The organism is Polaromonas sp. 39-63-25, from assembly GCF_002278925.1.
Lineage (GTDB): Bacteria > Pseudomonadota > Gammaproteobacteria > Burkholderiales > Burkholderiaceae_C > Polaromonas.
The window spans coordinates 15,245-36,809 of sequence record NZ_NCJH01000006.1 but is presented as its reverse complement, the minus strand read 5'-3'; the positions used below and the strand labels follow the sequence as shown (position 1 = coordinate 36,809).

Sequence of the window (21,565 nt, the reverse complement as noted above, 5' to 3'; positions counted from 1 at the left end):
GGTTGCTCGCCACCAGCCTCGCACAAGCCTCGCAGAGGCCGGTGCTTACCGTCTCGTCCACCTGTCTGCGCAAGCTGTCCGACAGCATGCGGGAAGCCAGGCACATCGCCAAGATGCTGCTCATCCTGCCTGTCGGCGAGACGGTCTGCAGTACGCTGAAGAATGACCCGGAGGTCGATTTCAGTGCTCATCCCGAGTTTCATCGGGCGCTCCTGACCCCGAATGTCGTTGTCGGAGAAGCACGCCCCGCCGGCATGAGTGGAAGACTGGGCTTGCCGTTTTACATGGCGATACGGGACAACAACGACAAGGTCCTGGGTGTGGTGATGGTGGTTTTCGATCTCGCCTGGCTCAACAGCGAAATCGGCAGTGACCGTTTTCCCCCGGGGTCCCGGATCGGCCTGATCGCCGCCGATGGAACCGTGCTCTCCCATTCTCCTGATCCCGAGGGATGGGCCGGTCGGCGCATAACGGAAACGTCCTTCTTCAAGTCACTGATTGCGCCGGGCAAGGAACAGGTCGCCGAGGACACTGGATTCGACGGCGAGAAGCGGGTTGTTGCCGTGACGCGATTCGCTGAAACCACCGGCGGACCGATACTGCTTTGGATCGGTATTCCCAGGCAATATGCCGATGGGCTCGTGGAGCAGCAATTTTCCTGGGCGCTGGGGCTGGCCATCGCCTTGCTGACGGGCGTTTTCGGCGCGATTTATTGGGGGGGCAACCGGCTTCTGGTCAGGCCTGTCGAGGCCCTGGCGAAAGCGGCCCGCCGTCTTGGGCAGGGGGACGTGAGCGCCCGCAGTGGCCTGAACCACTCGAGCGATGAGTTCGGCCAGCTGGCAGCTGCTTTCGACGACATGGCGCAGTCGCTGTCGTCCCTGCGCCAGACCCTGCGCGGAAGCCGGGCGCTGCGCGTGCTGGCCGCTGGTGCCCGGGAGCGGGCGGGCGGGAAGGACGACATCGCGCTGGCCGAGGACACCTGTCGTGCGCTGGTGGACGGTGGCGGCTACCGGCTGGCCTGGGTGTCGTATTCACAGGGCGCGGGCGATCGCCAGGAGCCTGTTGCCCAATGGGGGCTGGACGCCCCATCCGCGCAGATCCTGCAAGTGCTGTGGAGCAGGGCATTGCGCCAGACCTACGGCAGCAACGTTGCCTCCAGTGATGATCCAGTCGTTATCCGTGACATTTTTTCCGGAACGACAGCGCAAGCGCTTCGCGATCTTGCCGGGCAACATTCCTTTGCTTCAGGCGCTTCCTTTCCGTTGATTGTCGATGGCGCCCTGATCGGTTCCGTCAGCATCTGTGCGCAGGAGGCAGACGCCTTCGACGTGGAGGAAATTGTTCTTCTCAAGGAGGCCGTCAAACACCTTGCACTGGCGATTGCTGTGCAACGAGCCAATGCAACGCGCATTTGGCTGGAATCCAGCCTGGTGGGCGCGAAAGATCTGTTTCGCGCCGCGTCCAATGCCACCGTGGACGTTTTGTTTTTCTTCCGCAGCCTCAAGGATGAGACAGGCCAGGTGGTTGACCTGGAGTGCACCCACACCAACGGGCGCGCAAAGGCCATGTTTGGCGAGGTTGCGAACACATTCATCGGGAAAAGGGCAGCTGAAATCCTGCCCTTTGACAAGGGCAGCGGTGTCCTGGAAAAATTCCTGCGCGCCGCCATGACAGGGTCGCCTTTAGAGGGGGAGTCCGAGACCAATGCCCTTCCCGGTGGACCCCGGTGGATGCGGTTTCAGGCGGTGCCTCTGCGCGACGGCCTGGCCATTTCGGTGCAGGACATTTCAGCGCGCAAGCGTGACGAGCAGGCATTGCGCGATCGGGCTCTCCAGCAGGAGATCATCGCGTCGCTGGGCCGCTCTGCGCTCTCCGAGGCTGACCCTGACCACCTGTTTGCGGGGGCTGCCGCTGCGATGGCCCAGGGCCTCGGCGTGGCGTACAGCAAGGTGATGCAACTCGTCCCCAGCGACCGATCTTTTGTCCTGAAGGCGGGCGTGGGCTGGGGTCCCGACTGGGTGGGTCGGCGCATCTCCGGCCTGGATGATGTCAATGTCCGGCTTGCCGGGGGGATTTCGCCGCGCCAATCGTGGGTCATCGACAGCCACGCCGGCGACGCGCAGGATCCGGCTTCTGAAATTCTTCGTGCACACGGCATCGTCAGCGGTCTGGATGTGGCCATCGTCGGCAGCGAGGGCCTGTGCGGCGTACTCGGTGTGTACTCGCGCGAACCGCGCCAGTTCAGTGCGGACAATCTCGATTTTCTGCAGAGCATTGCCAATATCCTTGCCACGGCCATGGACCGAAACCGTGGGGAAGAACAACTGGCGCACCTCGCCCAATACGATCCCCTGACCGACCTGCCCAACAGGGCGCTCCTCAAGGACCGCCTTTCGGTTGCGTTGGCAGAGGCGCAGCGTTCGGGGAAACGGCTTGTCGTGATGTACATGGATCTGGACCGGTTCAAGAACGTCAACGATTCGTTCGGACACGATTTTGGGGACAAGTTGCTTCAGGAAGTGGCTCACCGATTGAGCGCCGCTGTACGGGCGTCCGACACGGTGAGCCGGCAGGGCGGGGACGAGTTCCTGGTAGTGCTGCCGGAAGTCGACAGCGAGAGGGATGCAGCCCGGGTCGCCGAGAAGCTGATCGCGTCGATCGCCGAGCCGGTGACCGTCGGGGGGGTGGAACTGTCCGTGACCGGAAGCATCGGTATCGCGTGTTACCCGGACAACGGCAGCGACATGGATACCTTGCTGCGCAACGCCGACGCTGCCATGTATGCCGCCAAGGAAATGGGGCGGGACCGTTACCAGTTCTATTCGCAGGAGATGAATGCCCATACCCGCCAGCGTCTCATGCTGGAAACCGACCTGAGACGGGCCATCGAGCGCAACGAGCTTTTTCTCCAGTTCCAGCCGCAGGTGGCACTGGGTTCGCTGGCGGTCGTCGGCGTGGAAGTACTTGTGCGCTGGCAACATCCGGTCCACGGCGAGATGCTGCCCGACGACTTCATTCCCATTGCGGAAGAGATCGGCCTCATTGTTTCAATTGGACGCTGGGTGCTGGAGGCCGCGTGCCTGCAGCAGGCGCAATGGGTGCGGGAGGGCATTGCATGCGGGACCCTGGCGGTCAATGTGTCCGCGCCGCAGTTTCGGCAACCCACTTTTGTTGCCACGGTCATGCAGATCCTTGCGCAGACCGGGCTTGAGCCGGGCCATCTCGAGCTGGAAGTGACCGAAAGCATCGTCATGCAGGGAACAGACGTCGTGCGCGAGAAGCTGATGAGTCTGGCCAGATTAGGCGTGAAATTCGCCATTGATGACTTCGGTACCGGTTATTCGAACCTCAGCTACCTCAAACGCTTTCCTCTCCACCGTCTCAAGATCGACCAGTCATTCATCAGCGCGTTGCCGGGGGACAAGGAGAGCAGGGCCATCGTCCAGGCGGTGGTCAGCATGGGCCACAGCCTCGGGCTGAAAGTCATCGCGGAGGGCGTCGAGACCGAGGCGCAGGCGGAGTTCCTGCAGGCGCTGCAGTGCGACGACGCGCAGGGCTTTCTGTACGCCCGCCCCCTGCTGCCGGCCGATTGCGCCGCGTTTTTGCGCAACGATGGCTGGCCTGCCGATGGCCCGGTCCAGCAGGGGATGTGACGGCATCGACCAGGACAGGACAATACGGCTACCGTTTCTGCAGCTTCTGGCGCACCAGCTGGATATTGTTGCGAAGCGCATAAAGCTCGTCGGCGTAGGACAGCGGCACGCTGATTTTTTCGGCGCGGCGTTCGAGCTGGTTCAGCTCTTCGAGCAGTTCCGGGGTGCCCCCGGTTTCTTCCGCCCGCATCTCGATATGGCGCAGCTGGCCGTACCAGCGGAAGATACGTGAGCGCACGCGAAACTCGTAAAGCGGTGGCACGATGCGTGACAGCGGCAGCAGCACCGCAATGATGATGCCCATCACCAGCCACATGCGCTCGACCAGGTTGGCCACCCAGAACGGCAGGTAGCGCTGCAACAGCGGCGCGCCGGCCTGGATGCTTCGCTCGGCTTCCTTGGCCACCGGCCGTTCGTTGTTCTTGACATTGGGGTATTCGCGGGCGCGCTTGAACCAGCCGGCGCTGCCGTGGATCTCGTTGCCGGCCAGCGCAAACAGCTGCAGCAGCGCCGGATGGGTGCTGGTACGCGTGAGCAAGGTGGTGGTGGGCGCGACCAGGCGCACGTCCTGCGGCGGAATGTTGCCGGCTAGATCCACCACCCCGCGCGGCAGCACGGCCGGGCTCAGGAAGGCGAAGCGCCGGGAGTAGGCTTCGCTCTGGGCAAAGTCCATCAGCCTGATGCCCGGTGTCTGCAGCAGCATCTGCACCATCAGCGATTCAGGCGCCGAAGCAAACACAATCGCGTCCAGTTCGCCCTGCAGGAAGGCAACGGTGGCGGGGGTCTGTTCGAGTTGGGAAATCTTCAGCGCGCCGGGCTCGATGCGGTTGCTTTCCAGCAGCTTGTTCATCAGGTTGGGCACACCGCTGCCGGGCGTGCCGACGTTGACGCGCAGGCCCTGCAGTTGCGTCAGCGAGGCCAGCACCGCGCCGGCGTCCGCGCCCTGGCCGCTGTTGCCGGGGGGTGCCGCCGCGACTTTGCGTGCGGCCTCTTCGCGATAGAACAGCCACACCGGCTCAAGGAACAGGCTGCCCAGCGATTCGAGATCCTCGTCGGTGTCCACATCGGTGGCGCTGGTGCCGCCCTGCACAAAACCGAGATCGGCCTTGCCTTCGCGCAGCAACTGCAAGTTGGCCGCGGAGCCTTCGGAGGGCAGCAGCTCCACGGTGATGCCGTCTTTGGCGAGGATGCGGGCGTAACGTTTGCCGAATTCCTCATACGCACTTTGCGCGGGACCGGTGGCCAGCGTGACACGTTTGGGCGGGTTCGGGTCCAGCCACCAATAGGCCAGCACCAGCAGCGTGGCGGCCAGCACCACGAAGGGGCCGGCAGAGACGGCCAGATCGCGCAGCGACAGCAGGGTGTAGCGTATGGTTTTTGGCATGCCGGCACCTTAACATGGACCCGCCCAGACTACGGCGGGCATGTCCTTTTCAGCATAAAAACAGGCTGCAGCCCAATTTCCATCTGCGCCGCCAGCTAGATTATTGATAGCGTCAGGAGCCGCCGTGCAGGAACACCAGCACCGCATTGAGCAGGTAGGTGGCCAGCAGGCCCACGCTGACCCAGCTGGCAAAACGCAATACGCGCCCCTGGGGCCGCATCACCAGCCCGATCATCACCAGCCCGCTCATGACCACGGCGGCGACCGCCGTGCCCGCATGCACGGGTGCGGCGTCGGCAAGCAGCGGGCCGCGGGTGTAAAAGAGGTCGTCGATCGCCAGAATGGTCACGTTGAACAGGTTGCTGCCGAGCAGGTTGCCGATGGCCATGTCGAGCGCACGCAGGCGCAGGGCCGACAGCGTGACCGCGATTTCGGGCAGCGTGGTCACCAGCGCCATGAACAGCGTGCCGACAAAGCTGCGGCTCCAGCCCATGGCCTGGGCCAGCTGGTCGGCGATGGCGGGCAGCCAGCTGCCGGCCGCCAGCACCACCAGCGCTGCGAGTCCGAAGCGGATCCACTGCCGCCTCAGTGGCGGCGTTGGTCCGGAGGTCGCATCGCGATCCGGCTTCTGCCGCAACGACTGCTCGTGTCCGAAGACGCTGCGCAGCGCCAGCAGGTAAAGCGCCAGCAGCACCGGGCTGTACAGCCCCAGATGCAGCATGGCCGGTGTGGCGGCAGGCAGCAGCAGGCTCATGGCGACAAAGCCCAGCATGACCACGCCAAAGGCGGCAGACAGCAGGTGCGCCGCGCTGGCATGGCGGTAGATCGGCTGGCGCGGCTGCAAGGCATCGATCACCACCAGGAACACGAGGTTGAACACGCAGGCGCCCAGCGCATTGCCTACGGCCAGGTTGGGCGCATTGATGACCGTGACGGCGCTGATGCCCGAGGCCAGCTCGGGCAGCGAGGTCACGGTGGCCAGCAGCGCCAGGCCCATCCAGCCGCCCGTGAGTCCGGTGGCTTTGGCGATCTGGTCGGCACTCTGGCACAACACATAACCCGCGCCGGCGATCAGCACCGCACACAGCAGGAACTGCGGGACGAGTACGAGCAGGCTCATGCGGTCCGCTTCTGGCGCAGGCGAACGACGAACTTGCGCAGTTCTTCCGCCCACAACACGCTGCTGGCCAGCAGCAGCAAGGGCAGCAGGGAGGCGGGCGCCAGCGGCACCGTGTAGAACAGGGTGTTCATGAACGGGGCATACAGCACCAGCACCTGCAGCGCGATGCTCAGGGCCAGGCCGCCGAGCAGCCAGGGGTTTTTCAGCAGGCCCAGCCGGAATGCCGAGCGGGTGGCCGACTGGCAGTTGAGCACGTTGAACCACTGGCACATCGCCAGCACGGTGAAGGTTTCGGTACGCACCAGCTCAATCGGCAAGCCCTGCCCCAGCCGCCAGACGAACCAGCCGAAGGTGACCAGCACGGCGGTGGCCGACATCAGCAGCACCCGGCCCAGCATGGCGCGGTCCACCAGCCTGTCGTTGCGCGGTACCGGTGTGCGCTTCATCTCGTCGCCGTCGGGGGGGTCCATCACCAGGTTCACCGTCAGTGTGCCCTCGGTCACGATGTTGATCCACAGGATCTGCACCGCCGCCAGCGGCAGCGGGTAGTCGGCCAGCAGGGCCAGCAGCAGCACCACGACCTCGTCGATGGAGGTTGCGAACAGGTAGAGGATGACTTTTTTCAGGTTGCCGTAAACCACGCGCCCCTGCTCGACCGCGCCGACGATGGTGGCGAAGTTGTCGTCGGTGATGATGATCTTGGCCGCGCTTTTGGCCACCTCGGTGCCGGTGATGCCCATCGCCACACCGACATCGGCGCGCGCCAGCGCCGGTGCGTCGTTGACACCGTCGCCGGTCATCGCCACCACCTCGCCGTGTGCCTGCAGGGCTTCGACGATGCGCAGCTTTTGCGCCGGATGCACACGCGCAAAGACGGAAATGAGATCGAGCCCGTCGCGCAGGTCCGCCTCGTTCATGCGTTCGAGCTCGGCGCCGTCCACCGCACGGTCACCGTCACGCGCGATGCCGAGCTCACGGGCAATCGCCAGGCCGGTGAGTTTGTGGTCGCCGGTCACCATGACGGGCCGGATGCCGGCCGCGCGGCATTCGGCGACAGCGGCCTTGACCTCCTCGCGCGGCGGGTCGATCTGCCCGGCCAGGCCGAGCAGGTGGGCGCGCCCGGCCAGCGCGTCGAAACCGGCCTCGGGGTCCAGCACATCGTCTTCCACCACGGCAAAGGCCAGCACCCGCAGCGCGCGTGCGGCCATGGCGTCTGCGGCCGCGCGGGCCGCGTGGATCACGGCCGTTCCGTCGGCCGCGCACAGGTGCAGCAGCACTTCGGGCGCGCCCTTGATGAACACGCGGCGCGGTGCGCCGGCGAAGCGATGGCGCGTGGCCATCATGCGGGTGTCGGCATCGAAGGCCAGTTCGGCCTCGCGCGGCGCCTCGCGGGCAAGTTGTTCCAGATTGATGCCCGCCTTGGCAGCCAGCACCTTCAGCGCTCCTTCTGTCGGGTCGCCCAGCACCGACCACTGCGTGCGCGCCTCCTCGGGTGGCAGCAGCTGCGCGTCGTTGCACAGCGCGGCAGCCTGCAGCAGCGGCAGCAGGGCCGCATCATCGGAACTCAACCGGCCCTCGGGCGCATAGCCGGTGCCGCTGACGGACACCTCCAGCCCGCCGGGCAGCCACAAGGCGCTGACCGTCATTTCGTTGCGTGTCAGTGTGCCGGTCTTGTCGGTGCAGATCACGGTGGTCGAACCCAGGGTCTCGACGGCCGACAGGCGGCGGATGATGGCGCCGCGCCCCGCCATGCGCTGCATGCCGACGGCCAGCGCAATGGTCATGGCCACCGGCAGGCCTTCGGGCACCATGGACACCATCTGGCTGATGGCCACCATCAGCACATCGGCCAGCGGCAGATCCCGGAACATCCCGAGCGCGACCACCGCGACAAAAAGCACCAGCGCGGCGACGACCAGCGCGCGGCCAAATTGCGCGATGCGCTGCTCCAGCGGTGTCTGGGGATCGGCTGCGGTTTCGGTCAGCCCGGCAATGCGGCCGACTTCGGTGTGGCTGCCGATGGCCACGACCACCGCGCGCGCGCGGCCGGCGGTGGCATAGGTGCCGGAGAACAGCATGTTGCGGCGGTCCGCCAGCCCGGTGGACTCGGCCAGTGGCGCCACCGCCTTGCTGACCGGAACCGACTCGCCGGTCAGTGCGGCCTCGGCGACCTGCAACTGGGCTTCCTCGATCAGCCTGGCGTCGGCACCAATCGCGTCGCCGGCGGCCAGCAGCAGCAGATCGCCCGGCACCAGCTCACGCGCCTCGACCAATGCCTCCTGCCCGTCGCGTAACACCCGCACCCGCAGCGCCGCCAGCCGGCGCAACGAGGCCATCGAGCGTTCCGCGCGGCCTTCCTGGAAGGTGCCGACCACGGCATTGACCAGCACCACGGCCAGGATGACCACGGCGTCGCCGTAATGCGCCATCGCAACCGCCAGGACCGCGGCGGCAAACAGAATGTAGATCAGCGGGCTCCTGAACTGGCGCGCAAACACGGCCAGCATCGAGCGGCGCTGCGCTTCGGGCAGGGTATTGGCGCCTTCGCGCGCGCGTCGTTGCTCCACGTCTGCGGCGCTGAGCCCGACGGCGGGGTCGCAAGCCAGCTGGGCCAGGACCTCGCCGGCCGGCAAGGCATGCCACAGTGGAGAGGCGGGCGCAGGCCCGCTGTGTGAGGAGAGGGTCTTGGCGGTCATGGGAAGGGCAGGTTGTTGCCGTCAGGGTAGCGCAAAAATCGGCCACCCCGGCCCGCAAGCCGCAGCCTCGGCGAACGGGATGGCCTGCCGCTTGCGTTACATCAAGCCCCGTGCCATTGCGGTGATCACGCCGCCGATCAGCGGCCGAGGCTGCACCGCAGGACGTATGGCTGTTTGCATGGCGACATCATGTGGGGGTTCGATGGATCGAACGGTCTCGGTCTCGCCTGCACGAAAACGCAAAAGCCGGGCAGGAATGTGCACAAGAATCCCGCAGGGTGGCAGCGGAGGGACGTACCCACATGCCTCAACTGTTTGATGCATATCAATCAGCCATCGCGGGACCCCGGTAGCATGAACGAATCGAAACCTGTACCTCCATGAAGCTTTCTCTCAACACCCGTACCAAACGCCGCACCGCATTCCTGGTGTTGCTGGGGTGGCTGTTTGCGCTGGTTTCAGGGGTTGCCAATGCGTGCTTGCTGGAAGCGCGCGTCACGCACACCCACGCTGCACCCTTCGAATTATCCGAAACCGTGCAGGCCCCCCTTGTCTCCGCAGGTCATGCGGGCGTTGTGGCTGACCACGACGACTCGCATGTTGCCAAGGCCCCGTGCCTGAAGGCCTGCGACGATGGCGCGCATTCCTTGCCCAAGCGGGACTTGACGGCGACCCAGGCAGATCCTGGCCCGGCGCCTCTCATGTCAATTCTCTGGACAGCGGCAACGCCTGTTGCTCCGACGACTTGGCGAATGGACGACGTCCAGCCCGCCTTACCCGAGCGGCCCATCCGGGTCCGCTATTCACGGCTGGCACTTTAGCCGCCTTCTGACGGCTGGCCCGGAACCTCGCGCTCCGCATACCTGCCGTCCACTTCCGTTCCAGGGCGCCATCTCCAGGTGATTGGGCTTGGGGACGCGCGTTGCGCCTACGCCTGCGTTTACTTTACGCCAGTACGCCGCATTTTCAGCACAGATTATTTCCTGAGGAGATCGACATGTTTGACACACGAGACTGCCCATTGAGTCGGCGTAGCTTGTTCGCTGGTGCGCTGACCTGCGCTGGCCTTGTGCTGGCGACAGTGCCTTGGGGTGTGATGGCTCAGGCAAGTCCTGAAGGGATGGCCACACGGTCGACGAGCGATCAGGGCGTGACGATCAAGGTGACCCCGAAGTCGTTCGGAAGCCCGGACAGCCGGTGGGAGTTCATGGTTGTGCTGGATACGCACAGTGCTGACCTGAGCGATGACCTGACCCGCAGCGCCACCCTGGCGACCGACGAGGGACGCACATTCAAGCCTTCGAGCTGGCAGGGCGCACCAGCCGGCGGCCATCACCGCGAAGGGGTGTTGACCTTCGATGTTCCGGCGCCACGACCGGGCGTGATTGAACTCAGGATTGTGCGACCGGGTGAATCCGCCCCCCGTATTTTTCGCTGGCTACTTTGAAGGAGAGTCATCATGGACCCGTTTGACAATGATCGACAGGCGCCTTCGTTCTGGCGTCGCCCTGCCGGCATGGCGGTCGCAACGGCCGCCCTGATTGCCGGCTTCTACCTGCTGCGTGAGCACTGGGGCCATGTCCTGGGCTACTGGCCGTACCTGCTTTTGCTGGCCTGCCCGCTGATGCACCTGATGCATGGACACGGCCATGGCGGCCATAAGCATCGGCGAGACGAGCCGGAGCGCACGAACCAAGGTGCGGGTTAAGGGGATGGGACTGAACACGCATCACCATGGCCCGCGGAGCAACCGTGCATGAGTGCACCGTTCCAGCTTCATCGGGAAGCGCTGGTCGGGATTGCCGCAGATTCCGCAGCCGTCTTCGCGTGGCTGGACGATCAGACGGCTGTCCGCGCACATGGAGAAACGGTCTCTCATGATGGCGGGCGCAACGATGAAAACTGAGTTCGACAGCCAGCGGGGCCAGGCGGTCGGATCAGTGATACGCATGACAGGCCGGGTTCTCGGTGTGTCTTTGCATGTGGAGGAAGCTGTTACCCACTATGAGCCTCCTGTCCGGAGAACCTGGGAAACGCGCGATCAGCCGCGCGTGCTGGTGATCGGACGGTACCGCATGGGATTCGAACTTTCCCCGGCTGCCACCGGTACCCGCTTGCGTGTCTGGATTGACTACAGCGCTCCAACCGGCCTGGCAGGGCGCTGGCTGGGAAAACTCCTGGGCCAAGCTTACGCAGAGTGGTGCGTGACACGCATGGCCCGGGATGCAACGGGATTTTTAACAAGGAGTAATCATGTCTGGAATCAGAAACTGGCTGGTGATGGCGGCAATGCTGTCAGGATGGGGTGTCGCGGGTGTCTGCTTGGCGGCAGACAAGGTGTATGTAGCGAACGAGGAGGCCGACACGGTCAGCGTGCTGGACGCTGCGTCGTTCAAGACGCTCGCCAAGGTGCGTGTAGGCGCAAAGCCGCACAACGTGCAAGTCTCACCGGATGGCACGCGGCTGTGGGTGACCAACAATGGGGAGCCTGTCGCAGATGCTGCTGCGCATCAAGGCATGGGCAAGGACGAACATCAGGCCATGGGTGTTGGTGCCGTCTGGGTGATTGATACCGCGACCGATGCGGTGGTTTCGAAAGTAGGGGTAGGCTTGCATCCAGCGCATGTTGTGCTGACACCGGATGGCCGCTTTGCCTACGTCACCAACGGCGGCGACAACACGGTGAGCGTGATAGACGCCTCGACGCAACGCCCGGTGTCAACGATAGCGGTCGGGAAATTTCCCCACGGCATTCGATTCAGCCCGGACGGCACGCAGGCCTATGTGGCAAACCTCAAGGGGGGCACGGTATCCGTGGTGGATACGGCCAGTCAAAAAGAAGTGACGCAAATACCGGTGGGCAAAGGCCCTGCCCAGGTTGGGTTCACACCCGACGGGCGTCTGGCTTTTGTTTCACTGTCCGTGGAAAACGCGGTTGCGGTGATCGATCCTGCCACCCGCAAGGTCTTGCGCAGGATCGCCGTCGGAACGGTCCCCATTCAGTTGTTCGCAACGCCGGATTCCACCACCTTGCTTGTTGCCAACCAGGGCACGCGCAAAAAACCCGGAAAGACCGTCAGCATGATTGATCTGGGAAGTTTCGAGGTGGTCAAGACCGTTGAAACCGGATCCGGCAGCCACGGCGTGGCGATGGACCGGGAAGGACGGTACGCGTACATCACGAACACCTACGCTGGATCCATGTCGGTGATCGATATCAGGAAGCGCAGTGTGGTGGCAACCGTACTCGTTGGCAAAGGGCCCAACGGGGTCAGCGTGAGACCGTGACGTGCCTGGGCCGGATTTCAGGGCTGATGCGTGACCTGTGAGAAAGCGGGTCGCAGGTAGCACAGTCAGAACGTGTCCAGCCACGGCTGAATGAATGCAAACCAGCCACCCGGGAGATAGATCACCGCGCTCACACCCTATACCCGGGGTGAAACTTTCCGGGTGCGCATGCAGGCTCGGCGCAGCGCCGGACCGAGTGGGCAGGGCGCAAACCGGTTGCGCCATTGCAGCACGCCACTGAAGACCCGTATCAATCCTGCCAATGCGAATACGGCTTTCCGGCACTCGCTGGCCTCGAGCTCGTGTCTATTTGGCCGGCTCGATCGACATCACCGTATAGGCACCGTTGACCTTGTCGGCCGTGAAGCTGACCTTGTCGCCGGCCTGGACCTTGTCGAGCAGGGCCTTGTCCTTGACCTGGAACACCATGCTCATCGGCGGCATGTCCAGGTTCTTGATTTCGCCGTGTTTGAGGGTGATCTTGCCGGCGTCCTTGTCGACCTTGCGGACTTCGGCTTCAGAGACGGGCAGGGCGGCCTGCGCGAACGCGGCCGAGGTCACGAGGGTGGCGATCAGTGTGGTGAAGTGTTTCATGTCAATTCCCTTGAATGCGCTCAGGCGCGGTGATAACTTTGATAAACGCGGGTCGTCCCGCTGCGGCTGATGAGCACCACGTCATACGGGTCCTTTCGGTTGCCGTAAATGGCGCCATCCATGCCGGGCGAGCCGACCGGCATGCCGGGTACCGACAGACCGACGGCAACCGGGCGTTCCTTGAGCAGGCGATGCACCTCGCGTGCCGGCACATGGCCTTCGATGGCGTAGCCGCCGATCAGTGCGGTGTGGCAGGAGCCGAGCTTGTCGGGCACGCCCAGCCGCTTGCGCGCAGCGGCGTTGCCGCTGTCGTGGACCTTGACATCGAAACCGTTGGCTTCCATGTGGATCACCCAGTCCTTGCAGCAACCGCAGTTGGGGTCTTTCCAGACTTCGACCTGCGGCCGGGTCTGGGCCATCAATGCAGGCGCCAGCAGGGAAGTGCCGGCGAGGCTGACCACGGTTTGAATAAAAAATCTTCTTTGCATGATTTCTCCTGGAGTGATGTTTAACGGGATGCCGCGGTGACACTGATCTTGCCGATCATGCCCGCCTGGTAGTGGCCGGCGATCAGGCAGGCAAAGTCGAACTCGCCGGCGCGGTTGAAGGTCCAGATCAGGCCACCGCGCTTGCCAGCGCCGACGTGGGCCATGTAAGGTTCATCGTGCTGCATGGTGGGAAACTTCAGCATCAGGGCAGCATGTTCATCGAGCTCCTTTTTCGTGCCGATGACCAGCTCGTGCAGCAGCTTGCCTTTGTTGCGGATGACAAAACGCACGGTCTCGCCCTGCTTGAAGTCCAGCTTGTCGGGCGTGAAACGCATGTTGTCGTCCATGGTCAGGGTCACGGTGCGCGTGACCGATCTGGCGTCACCTGCGATGCCCCATTCCTTCTGCTCCTTGATGGCTGCAGCTGCCTTGTGCGTTTTCGGATCGTCTCCATGGGCAAGGCTCAAGGTGGTGGTGCCCGCGAGCAGCAGCGCGGCGAGGAGAGGGTGAAATTTTTTCATGAACATGTCTCTTTCAAATCAGTGCTTGTGGGTGGAGGCGGCGGCCGGCGCTGCGTTGTCGGCAGGCCCGGCATAACCGCGCAGTTGCGCATAACGGGAGATCTGCGTCGGTGTCAGCAGCGCGGTTTGCTGCAGATGGGTGTCCAGGTGCGACTTGCGCAGCAAGGCCTGCAACCGGCCTGTGCTGTCGGTGTGGGCCGCCAGCCGGGTCGCATCGATCTGGCGCGACGCAAAAGCCTGGTCCAGCGCACGTTCGGCCTGCACCAGTTGCGCGCCCAGGTCTCGGGCCTCCGCCTTGTGGCGGTTCATCAGCGCTTCGCTGGCCTGCTTCTGCTCAGCGCTCAGTTCGAGTTGCGCGGCCAGCTCCAGCGTGTGCATGGGCCCGGGGTAGCCGTTGAGTTCGGCGGCCTTGGCCAGCTCCATCCCCTTGCCGGCGAGCAGGTCGGCGGTCTGGGCAGACGAGAGGGTCTTGATCTCCCGGGTCTGCTGGCCGGCATAAGGGCTGGCATTGTGCGTGGGCGCGTGAACATGTTGGCCAAATGTGCCTCCAGCCCCCACCAATAAAGCGCTGGCAGCTATCAATTTGAGAGTAAAACGTGTCGTCATGGGTGTTCTTTGAATCAGTGGCCGGCATGGCCGGAAGGTTTGCGGATCTGGACCTGTGTCACGGGGCCCGGTGAGGTCGCCGGCATGGCCTTGCTGCCAAGACGTGGCCGCGTCGCGTCGGGCAATGCGCCCGTCCATTCATAGGCCTGGGTACCGGCCGGGTGCTTGTACCAGCCCGGGTCCTTGTAGTCACCGGGTTTCTGGTTTTTGCGCACCTTGAGCATGCTGAACATGCCGCCCATTTCGACCGGGCCGAAGGGGCCGGTGCCGGTCATCATGGGGGCGGTGTTTTCGGGGATTTCCATCTCCATCTCGCCCATGTCGGCCATGCCGCGTTCGCCCATGACCATGTAGTCGGGCACGGCCTTCTGCAGCTTCTTGATCAGGCCGCGGTGGTCCACACCTATCATGGTCGGCACATCGTGGCCCATGGCGTTCATGGTGTGGTGGCTCTTGTGGCAGTGGAAGGCCCAGTCGCCTTCCTCGTCTGCCAGAAACTCGATCTGCCGCATCTGGCCTACCGCGACGTCGGTGGTGACCTCGTACCAGCGTGTCGATTTCGGCGTGGGCCCGCCGTCGGTGCCGGTGACCATGAACTCGTGGCCGTGCAGGTGGATGGGGTGGTTGGTCATGGTCAGGTTGCCCATGCGTATGCGCACCTTGTCGCCCTTGCGCACATTGAGCGTGTCGATGCCCGGAAAGACCCGGCTGTTCCACGACCACAGGTTGAAGTCCGTCATGGTCATGATCTTGGGTGTCATGCTGCCGGGGTCAATGTCGTAGGCGTTGAGCAGGAACACGAAGTCGCGGTCCACCTCGTCGATCAGCGGGTGTTTCGCCTTCGGGTGGGTGATCCAGAAACCCATCATGCCCATGGCCATCTGTGTCATCTCGTCGGCGTGCGGGTGGTACATGAAGGTGCCGGGCCGCCGCGCGACAAACTCGTAGACAAAAGTCTTGCCGACCGGAATGGCCGGCTGCGTCAGGCCTGAGACGCCGTCCATGCCATTGGGCAGGCGTTGACCGTGCCAGTGCACGCTGGTGTGTTCGGGCAGCTTGTTGGTGACAAAAATGCGCACGCGGTCGCCTTCCACCACCTCGATGGTCGGGCCGGGGCTTTGCCCGTTGTAGCCCCACATGTTGGCCTTGAAACCGGGCGCCATCTCGCGCACCACCGGCTCGGCCACCAGGTGAAACTCCTTGACGCCGCTATTCATGCGCCAGGGCAGCGTCCAGCCGTTGAGCGTGACCACCGGGTTGTAGGGCCGGCCGGTGCTGGGGACCAGCGGCGGCATGGTGTCGGGTTTGCCCTGCAGCACCGGCTCGGGCAGGGCAGCCATGGCAACGCGGCTGACCGCGCTGGCGGCCACCGCAGTCGCTGTGGCAGCGGCTGCGCCGGCAAAAAATCGTCTGCGTTCGTTGTTGATGTTCATGTCAATGTCCTTTGGCGTCGCTGCTGCCGGCAGCAGCGCCGGCGGCCAGGGGCGCCATGCCGGCGGAGGTCCCTGTCAGTGTGGTTTGCAGGTCGGTATCGGCCAGCCAGAAGTCGCGCTGCGCCTCGATGCTGGCGTTGACCGCCGTGATGCTGGTGCGCGTATCGGCCAGCAGCTCGAACACGCTGGAGAGCATGCCGTTGTAGCGCAGCAGCAGCTCGTTGTTGATGAACTTGCGCAGCGGCACGACCTCGTTGCGGTAATGCAGCGCCAGGTCATGCGCGGTGCGCCAGGCGTGGTAACTTTCGCGCGCCTCGGAGCGGGCCTGGATGGCCGTCTCGCGCACACGCGCGACCGACTGCATGTACTGGCCCTGCGCGCGTGCGTTGCTGGCGCCGCCCCAGTCAAAAATCGGCAGTGGCAACTCCAGCTCCCAGCCGCGCTTGATCTCCTTGTCGCCGGTGGCGTTGTCAAAGGTGGTGTTGCGTGAGTATTTGGCATCGAGGGCGTTGATGAAGCCTGTGCTGCGGGTCAAGCCCATGTTGTCGGCGACGTAGCCTGCCTGCGCCACACTGGCGCGCACGTCGAGGCGATCGCGCAGGGCTCTAGCCTCGATGTCCGGCATGTCGGCAATGGTTTTCGGAAGATCCGGCAAGCGCTCGCTGAGCGTGAACTGCGTCTGTGCACCCCACAGGCCCATCAGGCGTATGAGTTTTTCGCGTGCGGCATAAGCTGCGTTCTGGCTGCGTGCCAGCTGCGCTGCGGCATCGGCAACAAAGGCCTGCTCGCGCGCCTGGTTCAGCTTGCTCCAGTTGCCCACACGTGCCAGGCGCCGGGCCAGTTCACCGCTGGCCTCGGCTGCTTCCTTGGCATCTTTCATGTAGCTGGCGGTCTGTTGGGCGGCGACGGCGTTGATCCAGGCTTTGCGCGTGTCAGATGCGAGTTTGACGACCTCCTGCGCCGCCTGCAGTTTGGCCACCTCATGCTGCTGGTTCTGGTATTTGGCGCGCCAGGGCAGGGTGAGCAGGCCGATGACATTGAAGCCGATGCCGCGCTCGATCTCCACCTTGCTGCCTTCGACGAAACGGCCAATCGAGAAATGCGGGTTCGGCAGCGTGCCGGCGCGCACACGGTCGGCATCGCTGATGTTCAGCGTGGCCATGGAAGCATGGATGCCCGGGTTGTTCAGCAGCGCAATACGCACGGCCGATTCGGTGGTCAGCGGCCCGGCCAGCAGCCGGGTCACCGCGTCGCGGGTTTCTGCGCTGTCGCCGCGCCCGACCGGCGCGTTGATGCCCGCTGTCTTGCCGGCGGTCAGGGTGTTGATGTCCGTCTGGTTGCCGTCGGGCGACAGGCTGGCACAGCCGGCCAGTGTCGCGACCGCCAGCAGGGCCGTTGCGGATTTCTGGAATGAAAGCATGGTGAAGCTCAATGTTTGTAGGGATGGGCCGCCGCAGGTGGGGCGGTATCCGGCGTGGCCGCAGGGGCCGCTGGCGCTGCCTGCTGCTGCTCCGACTTGAGGATGTCGATATGGCCGCGCGTGAAGCGGCCGACGTCGTTGTTGGCTTTTTTCCAGTCCTCCCGGCCAGCTTCCACGCCGGTGGGCAGGTCGGCAAACACGGAGCGGTAGCTCACCGTCGGCACGGGCGCCGCGGGGTCGGCGGCCTGCGGGGCCGGTGCGCCCTGCGCATGGACGCTGCCCAGCGGCAGGAGCAGCATGCAAAAAAGGATACGGAAGGTCACAAAAATCTCCTGAGGGACAAGCGGGGCGATAGGAAAAATCGCGCGAATCCGGCAAAAAGGGCAGGCTGCCCGTGCCGGATGACAAGTACAGACCCACTACGGGCCTGGAGGTCAGGAAATGGGTGGTTTTTGGCCCAGCGTCGCGAAGGCGCTGGCAAATTGCGCGGCCGGCGAGTGCGGCAGTGCAGGGGAAACGGCAAGGGAGGCAGTGCTGGCTGTCACCGGCGACAGCGCCACCGTGTTGCAGGCCTGGCAGGCGGCGCAGGAGTCGCAGTGCCCGGTGGCGCCCATGGGGTCGGAAGTCTGGCCGGAGGCGTGTCCTGCGCAATCCGGAGGAGTCGCCGAATGCGTCATGGATGCTGCCGGCTCCATTGCCATGTCATGGTCAAAATGGTCGTCAGCCCATGATTCATGGGCGTGCGCAGCTACTGATTCTGTAGCGGGAGAAACTTGTTGCAGATGGCCGGCGGCCATGCCAGTGGCCATGGCATCGCCCACCCAGCCGCGCAGGAGCAGCAGGAAGATCATGGCAATGAACAAGGGACGGCGCATAGGTAGATGATACGGCGGCAGGCGGAAAGTTCAAAAGCAACGCGATTCGGCCATCTCGGCAGCCTGCCGGATCAGCCGGCTCAAACGCGCATCAACCGGCATGGGCGCCAACGCGCTGACGGTGGCGCGGTCGCTGTTGCCGGCGGGCAGGCGCCGCAGGAGGTGGCCCAGCGGGACCAGGGCCAGGCGCTGCACCTGCCCCGCTGCCTCGCCCAAGTCCCGGGTTTGCAGCGCGAAGCGCAGCATCGCCGTATGCGAGGCCCAGTGCAGGGCGAATTGCTGCTGCCCGACCACATGCGCGGCTTCGAGCCAGGCCCAGCGATCAGCGACGTCTGCAGAGTCGGCCGTGCTGAAACTGCGCATCAGCGCCATGAAAAGCCGGCGGCGCTGCGCGGGCGTGAGGTTGTTCATACCGGCTTTTGGGACAAGCGGCCGGCCTGCAACTCGCGCCGCGCCTGCTGCATCACCGACCAGCCGCCCCAGATGGCCAGGCTGGCCATGACCGCCGCCACCGCCAGGTCGGGCCAGGCGCTCTGGGTCCCGAACACGCCGAGCGCGGCCAGCATCACGGCCAGGTTGCCGATGGCGTCGTTGCGCGAGCACAGCCAGACGCTTCGCATGTTGGCATCCCCTTCCCGGTACGCATACAACAGGGCAGCGACCGACACATTGGCGATCAGGGCAAGCAGGCCGATCGCGCCCATGGTCAAGGCCTCGGGCGTACCGCCCTGGCTGGCCGCCCACCATGCCCGCACCAGCACAAACACGCCGAAGGCCAGCATGCTGGAAGCCTTCAGCAGCGCCGCGCGAGCACGCCAGACCAGGCCCAGGGACAACACCGCCAGGCTCACGCCGTAGTTGGCGGCATCGCCGAAAAAGTCGATGGCATCGGCCAGCAGCGACACCGAGCCGGAGCGAAAGCCCGCCGCAATTTCCAGCGCAAACATGGCGAAGTTGATGAGCAGCGCGATCCAGAGAATTTTCCGGTAGCGCGGGCTGTTGGCTTGGGCGGCGGTGGCGTCGTGGTCGCAGCAGTGGGCAGACATCGAGGGGTTCTCCAGAAACATCGGGTTGATGGCATGATTGGAAACCCTCAAGTCACTTCAAGGTCAAGCGATGCCTGTATCAAGTCCCTCCGCGCCCAGGGGTTACCAGATCGGTGAAGCCGCGCGGCAAAGCGGCGTCAGCCCCGCGAACATCCGGTTTTATGAGAAGGAAAGCCTGCTCAGCCCGCTCGGACGGGGCGACAACAGCTATCGTTTGTATAGCGAAGGCGACGTGCATCAGCTGCGTTTTATCCGCCTGTGCCGGGCCATGGACATGTCGCTGGCCGAGGTGCGTACCCTGCTGGGGCTGGACCTGAACAACAAGACCGATTGCGCGGCCGCACGCGGCGCGCTGGACGGGCACCTGGGCCATGTGCGCGCGCGGCTGGCGGAATTGAAGGCGCTGGAAAAAGACCTCAAGGCGCTGCGCAACCGCTGCGACGGAACCGACGCCCACTGCCACATCATCGAAGCGCTGCACGAGCTGGCCGATGCGCAGGCCTCGGTCCCGGCGGAACCGGCGCCGAAAAAGCGCCATGTCTAGGGTGTGTCGTCCGGCGGGTTGGCCAGTGGTGCCAGTCGCTCGATGAGCACATCGGCCTCGGTGTAGCCGCTGGCCAGCAACTGGGCCTGGCCATCACGCACGGCCAGCAATGCCGGAAAGCCGCGTATGCCCCAGCGCTGCGCCTGCGCAAAATCGTCTCTTGTCTGCTGGCGCATGGCTTCACTCTCGAAGTCGCGCAAAAAATCAATGTGGCCCCAGGCTTCCTTGCTGCGGCCATGCACCTCGTCCCAGATTTCACCGAGCACCGCTGCCTTGGTGACGTCGCGTCCTTCGGCATAAAAGGCCTGCTGGATCGCGTGGTACATGTGCAGGGCCATCGCCGGCGCATGCTGGCGCACCGTGACGACCGCGCGGCAGGCCGGCTCGGTGTCGTAGATGAAATCCTCGCGCTCGAACAGCGCCTGTGAAAACGGCTGGCCGGAGCGCCTGCCGACTTCTGCCCAGGCGTTGCGCAGCTTGTCTTTCAGCGCGGCGTCCATCACCTGCGTGTTGTAGGCGCGCAGGCCGCCCAGCACCAGTTGCACCGGCAGCTCGGGGAAACGTTCGAGCAACTGCCCCAGCGGCACGCCAAAGCCGTAACACCAGGAACACATCGGGTCGCCGACGTAGATCAGGGATAGTGCGGAAGAGGGTGTGGTCATGGCGTGTTCTTTCAGGCGGAGTGTGCAGTGGTGTCGGCCACGGGCCGCACATGCGCGGGTTCAAAAACCAGCGTCAGCAACGCCAGCAGGCCGAAGGGCACGCCGACCCAGCCGAGTTGCGACAGGTGAAGGTGGTCCAGCATGGCGCCGCTGATGACGGCGCCCAGTGCCGTGCCCACATACAGCATGGAGCCGTTCAGGCTCAGCAGCAGCGGCGCCTGGGCCGGTGCCATGCCGGCCAGGCGGCTTTGCTGCGGCGCCATCACGCCGAAACCCGCAATGCCCCAGACGACGAGTGTCGCCATGGTGGCGTACAGATGGCCACGCGTGAGCGGCAGCACGGCCATGGTGGTCACCAGCACGGCCAGCTGAACGCGCATGGTCGGTAGTGAGCCGAAGCGGTCGTTGGCCCAGCCACCCGACAGCGTGCCGGCCACCCCGGCCAGGCCGAACACCGCCAGCGTGATGGACAGCTGCGTCGAGCTCATGGTGTTGAGCGCCTGCAGCACCGGACCGATGTAGGCAAACACGCTGAAAATCGCCACGAAATAAAGCAGGGTGCGCAGCCAGGTGCGCAGCACGGCCGGTTGCCGCGCCGCCGCGCCGAAGCCGGCAAAATTGGCACCGGCCGAAGCCATGTTGGCGGGCAGCAGCCAGCTGGCCGCCACCAGAGCCGCCAGGCTGGCGCCGGCCGAGAGCCAGACCGGCACGCGCCAGCCGTATTCAAAGCCGAGCCAGGCACCGACCGGCACGCCCACCGCATAGCTGATGCTCATGCCCAGAAAGGTGATGGACAGGGCCCGGCCGCGCAGTGCCGGCGCCACCAGGCTGACAGCCAGCGCTGAAGCCGCGGCGCTGAACATCGCTCCGGCGCCCATCAGCACCCGGCCCAGCAGCAGCATGACGAGGTTGCCCGACAGCGCGCACACCAGGCAGCCGGCGGCGAACAGGGCCAGCGCCAGCTGCACGGCACGTTTGCGCGGCCAGCGTGCGGTGGCAATGATCAAGACCGGCGCCAGCAGCGCGGTGGACACCGCATAGGCCGTCATGGCCTGGCCGGCTGCGGCCAGGCTGACGTGGAGCGACTCGCTCAGCGGCACCAGAATGCCGCCCAGCACAAACGCGCCACTGCCGATGACCAGGTTGCACAGGGCGAAGAGATAAAGAACAGGCGGCATGGGATGCAGGTGGGCAGACAGCACCCGGGCGTTTGACGTACACGGGGCAGGTGCTGG

General features: G+C 64.7%; 22 protein-coding genes and 1 pseudogene. 8 read left to right on the top strand and 15 right to left on the bottom strand.

What is annotated here, in order from left to right; genetic code table 11:
* Positions 1–2 precede the first annotated feature (2 nt).
* Positions 3–3,653, top strand: coding sequence for an EAL domain-containing protein (locus B7X65_RS06750; protein ID WP_293593530.1), 3,651 nt, complete (start codon positions 3–5; stop codon positions 3,651–3,653).
* Positions 3,654–3,681: 28 nt separating this feature from the next.
* Here the strand turns inward: B7X65_RS06750 and B7X65_RS06745 are convergent, their stop codons facing one another.
* The 3 genes from B7X65_RS06745 to B7X65_RS06735 form a co-directional block, all read right to left on the bottom strand.
* Positions 3,682–5,037: a TAXI family TRAP transporter solute-binding subunit gene (locus B7X65_RS06745; protein WP_293593529.1), complete on the bottom strand. Its 1,356-nt coding sequence runs from the start codon at positions 5,035–5,037 to the stop codon at positions 3,682–3,684.
* 112 nt (positions 5,038–5,149) lie between these two features.
* The gene (locus tag B7X65_RS06740; protein ID WP_293593528.1) at positions 5,150–6,157 is read right to left on the bottom strand and encodes a sodium:calcium antiporter; all 1,008 of its coding nucleotides are present in this window, start codon (positions 6,155–6,157) and stop codon (positions 5,150–5,152) included.
* On the bottom strand, positions 6,154–8,853 hold the full coding sequence (locus tag B7X65_RS06735; protein ID WP_293593527.1) for an HAD-IC family P-type ATPase: 2,700 nt from the start codon (positions 8,851–8,853) through the stop codon (positions 6,154–6,156). Before B7X65_RS06735 ends, B7X65_RS06740 begins: the two co-directional genes overlap by 4 nt.
* A 380-nt stretch (positions 8,854–9,233) precedes the next feature.
* Between B7X65_RS06735 and B7X65_RS06730 the strand changes: the two genes are divergently transcribed.
* From B7X65_RS06730 to B7X65_RS06705, 6 genes and pseudogenes are all read left to right on the top strand, one after another.
* On the top strand, positions 9,234–9,674 hold the full coding sequence (locus tag B7X65_RS06730) for a hypothetical protein (RefSeq protein WP_293593526.1): 441 nt from the start codon (positions 9,234–9,236) through the stop codon (positions 9,672–9,674).
* Positions 9,675–9,850: 176 nt separating this feature from the next.
* Positions 9,851–10,300 (top strand): hypothetical protein, encoded by a 450-nt coding sequence (locus B7X65_RS06725; protein ID WP_293593525.1) that lies wholly within the window; start codon positions 9,851–9,853, stop codon positions 10,298–10,300.
* A gap of 12 nt (positions 10,301–10,312) precedes the next feature.
* A complete protein-coding gene (locus B7X65_RS06720; protein ID WP_293593524.1) occupies positions 10,313–10,561 on the top strand; it encodes a DUF2933 domain-containing protein in 249 nt (82 codons plus the stop codon).
* A 48-nt stretch (positions 10,562–10,609) separates the two neighbouring features.
* Positions 10,610–10,759, top strand: a complete 150-nt coding sequence (locus B7X65_RS06715) for a hypothetical protein (RefSeq protein ID WP_293594114.1) — start codon at positions 10,610–10,612, stop codon at positions 10,757–10,759.
* Positions 10,713–11,015: pseudogene (locus B7X65_RS06710) on the top strand (SRPBCC family protein); the annotation flags it as partial. The gene B7X65_RS06715 and the pseudogene B7X65_RS06710, both read left to right, overlap by 47 nt.
* Before the next feature lie 91 nt (positions 11,016–11,106).
* Positions 11,107–12,141: a cytochrome D1 domain-containing protein gene (locus B7X65_RS06705; RefSeq protein ID WP_293593523.1), complete on the top strand. Its 1,035-nt coding sequence runs from the start codon at positions 11,107–11,109 to the stop codon at positions 12,139–12,141.
* Positions 12,142–12,447: 306 nt separating this feature from the next.
* Here the strand turns inward: B7X65_RS06705 and B7X65_RS06700 are convergent, their stop codons facing one another.
* The 10 genes from B7X65_RS06700 to B7X65_RS06655 all read right to left on the bottom strand — a co-directional run bounded on the left by B7X65_RS06700 (position 12,448) and on the right by B7X65_RS06655 (position 19,124).
* Entirely contained in the window at positions 12,448–12,735 is a 288-nt protein-coding gene (locus B7X65_RS06700; protein WP_293593522.1) for a copper-binding protein, read from the bottom strand.
* A 20-nt stretch (positions 12,736–12,755) separates the two neighbouring features.
* Positions 12,756–13,223 (bottom strand): DUF411 domain-containing protein, encoded by a 468-nt coding sequence (locus B7X65_RS06695; RefSeq protein ID WP_293593521.1) that lies wholly within the window; start codon positions 13,221–13,223, stop codon positions 12,756–12,758.
* 20 nt (positions 13,224–13,243) lie between these two features.
* Positions 13,244–13,744 (bottom strand): cupredoxin family protein, encoded by a 501-nt coding sequence (locus B7X65_RS06690; protein WP_293593520.1) that lies wholly within the window; start codon positions 13,742–13,744, stop codon positions 13,244–13,246.
* Positions 13,745–13,762: 18 nt separating this feature from the next.
* Positions 13,763–14,350, bottom strand: coding sequence for a periplasmic heavy metal sensor (locus B7X65_RS06685; RefSeq protein ID WP_293593519.1), 588 nt, complete (start codon positions 14,348–14,350; stop codon positions 13,763–13,765).
* A gap of 14 nt (positions 14,351–14,364) precedes the next feature.
* Entirely contained in the window at positions 14,365–15,783 is a 1,419-nt protein-coding gene (locus tag B7X65_RS06680; RefSeq protein ID WP_293593518.1) for a copper oxidase, read from the bottom strand.
* Between the two features lies 1 nt (position 15,784).
* Complete coding sequence (locus B7X65_RS06675; protein ID WP_293593517.1) at positions 15,785–17,203, bottom strand: TolC family protein; 1,419 nt, start codon at positions 17,201–17,203, stop codon at positions 15,785–15,787.
* A gap of 8 nt (positions 17,204–17,211) precedes the next feature.
* Positions 17,212–17,526 (bottom strand): hypothetical protein, encoded by a 315-nt coding sequence (locus B7X65_RS06670; RefSeq protein WP_293593516.1) that lies wholly within the window; start codon positions 17,524–17,526, stop codon positions 17,212–17,214.
* Between the two features lie 111 nt (positions 17,527–17,637).
* Positions 17,638–18,078, bottom strand: a complete 441-nt coding sequence (locus B7X65_RS06665) for a hypothetical protein (protein WP_293593515.1) — start codon at positions 18,076–18,078, stop codon at positions 17,638–17,640.
* Between the two features lie 30 nt (positions 18,079–18,108).
* Positions 18,109–18,489 (bottom strand): DUF3703 domain-containing protein, encoded by a 381-nt coding sequence (locus B7X65_RS06660; protein ID WP_293593514.1) that lies wholly within the window; start codon positions 18,487–18,489, stop codon positions 18,109–18,111.
* The gene (locus B7X65_RS06655) at positions 18,486–19,124 is read right to left on the bottom strand and encodes a cation transporter (protein ID WP_293594092.1); all 639 of its coding nucleotides are present in this window, start codon (positions 19,122–19,124) and stop codon (positions 18,486–18,488) included. Before B7X65_RS06655 ends, B7X65_RS06660 begins: the two co-directional genes overlap by 4 nt.
* Before the next feature lie 70 nt (positions 19,125–19,194).
* On the opposite strand from B7X65_RS06655, the gene B7X65_RS06650 reads away from it, so the two are divergent.
* Entirely contained in the window at positions 19,195–19,668 is a 474-nt protein-coding gene (locus tag B7X65_RS06650; protein ID WP_293593513.1) for a Cd(II)/Pb(II)-responsive transcriptional regulator, read from the top strand.
* Here the strand turns inward: B7X65_RS06650 and B7X65_RS06645 are convergent.
* Both B7X65_RS06645 and B7X65_RS06640 read right to left on the bottom strand, forming a co-directional pair.
* Entirely contained in the window at positions 19,665–20,330 is a 666-nt protein-coding gene (locus B7X65_RS06645; RefSeq protein WP_293593512.1) for a DsbA family protein, read from the bottom strand. The genes B7X65_RS06650 and B7X65_RS06645 overlap by 4 nt on opposite strands.
* 11 nt (positions 20,331–20,341) lie before the next feature.
* Positions 20,342–21,508, bottom strand: coding sequence for an MFS transporter (locus B7X65_RS06640; protein WP_293593511.1), 1,167 nt, complete (start codon positions 21,506–21,508; stop codon positions 20,342–20,344).
* Positions 21,509–21,565: the final 57 nt, after the last annotated feature.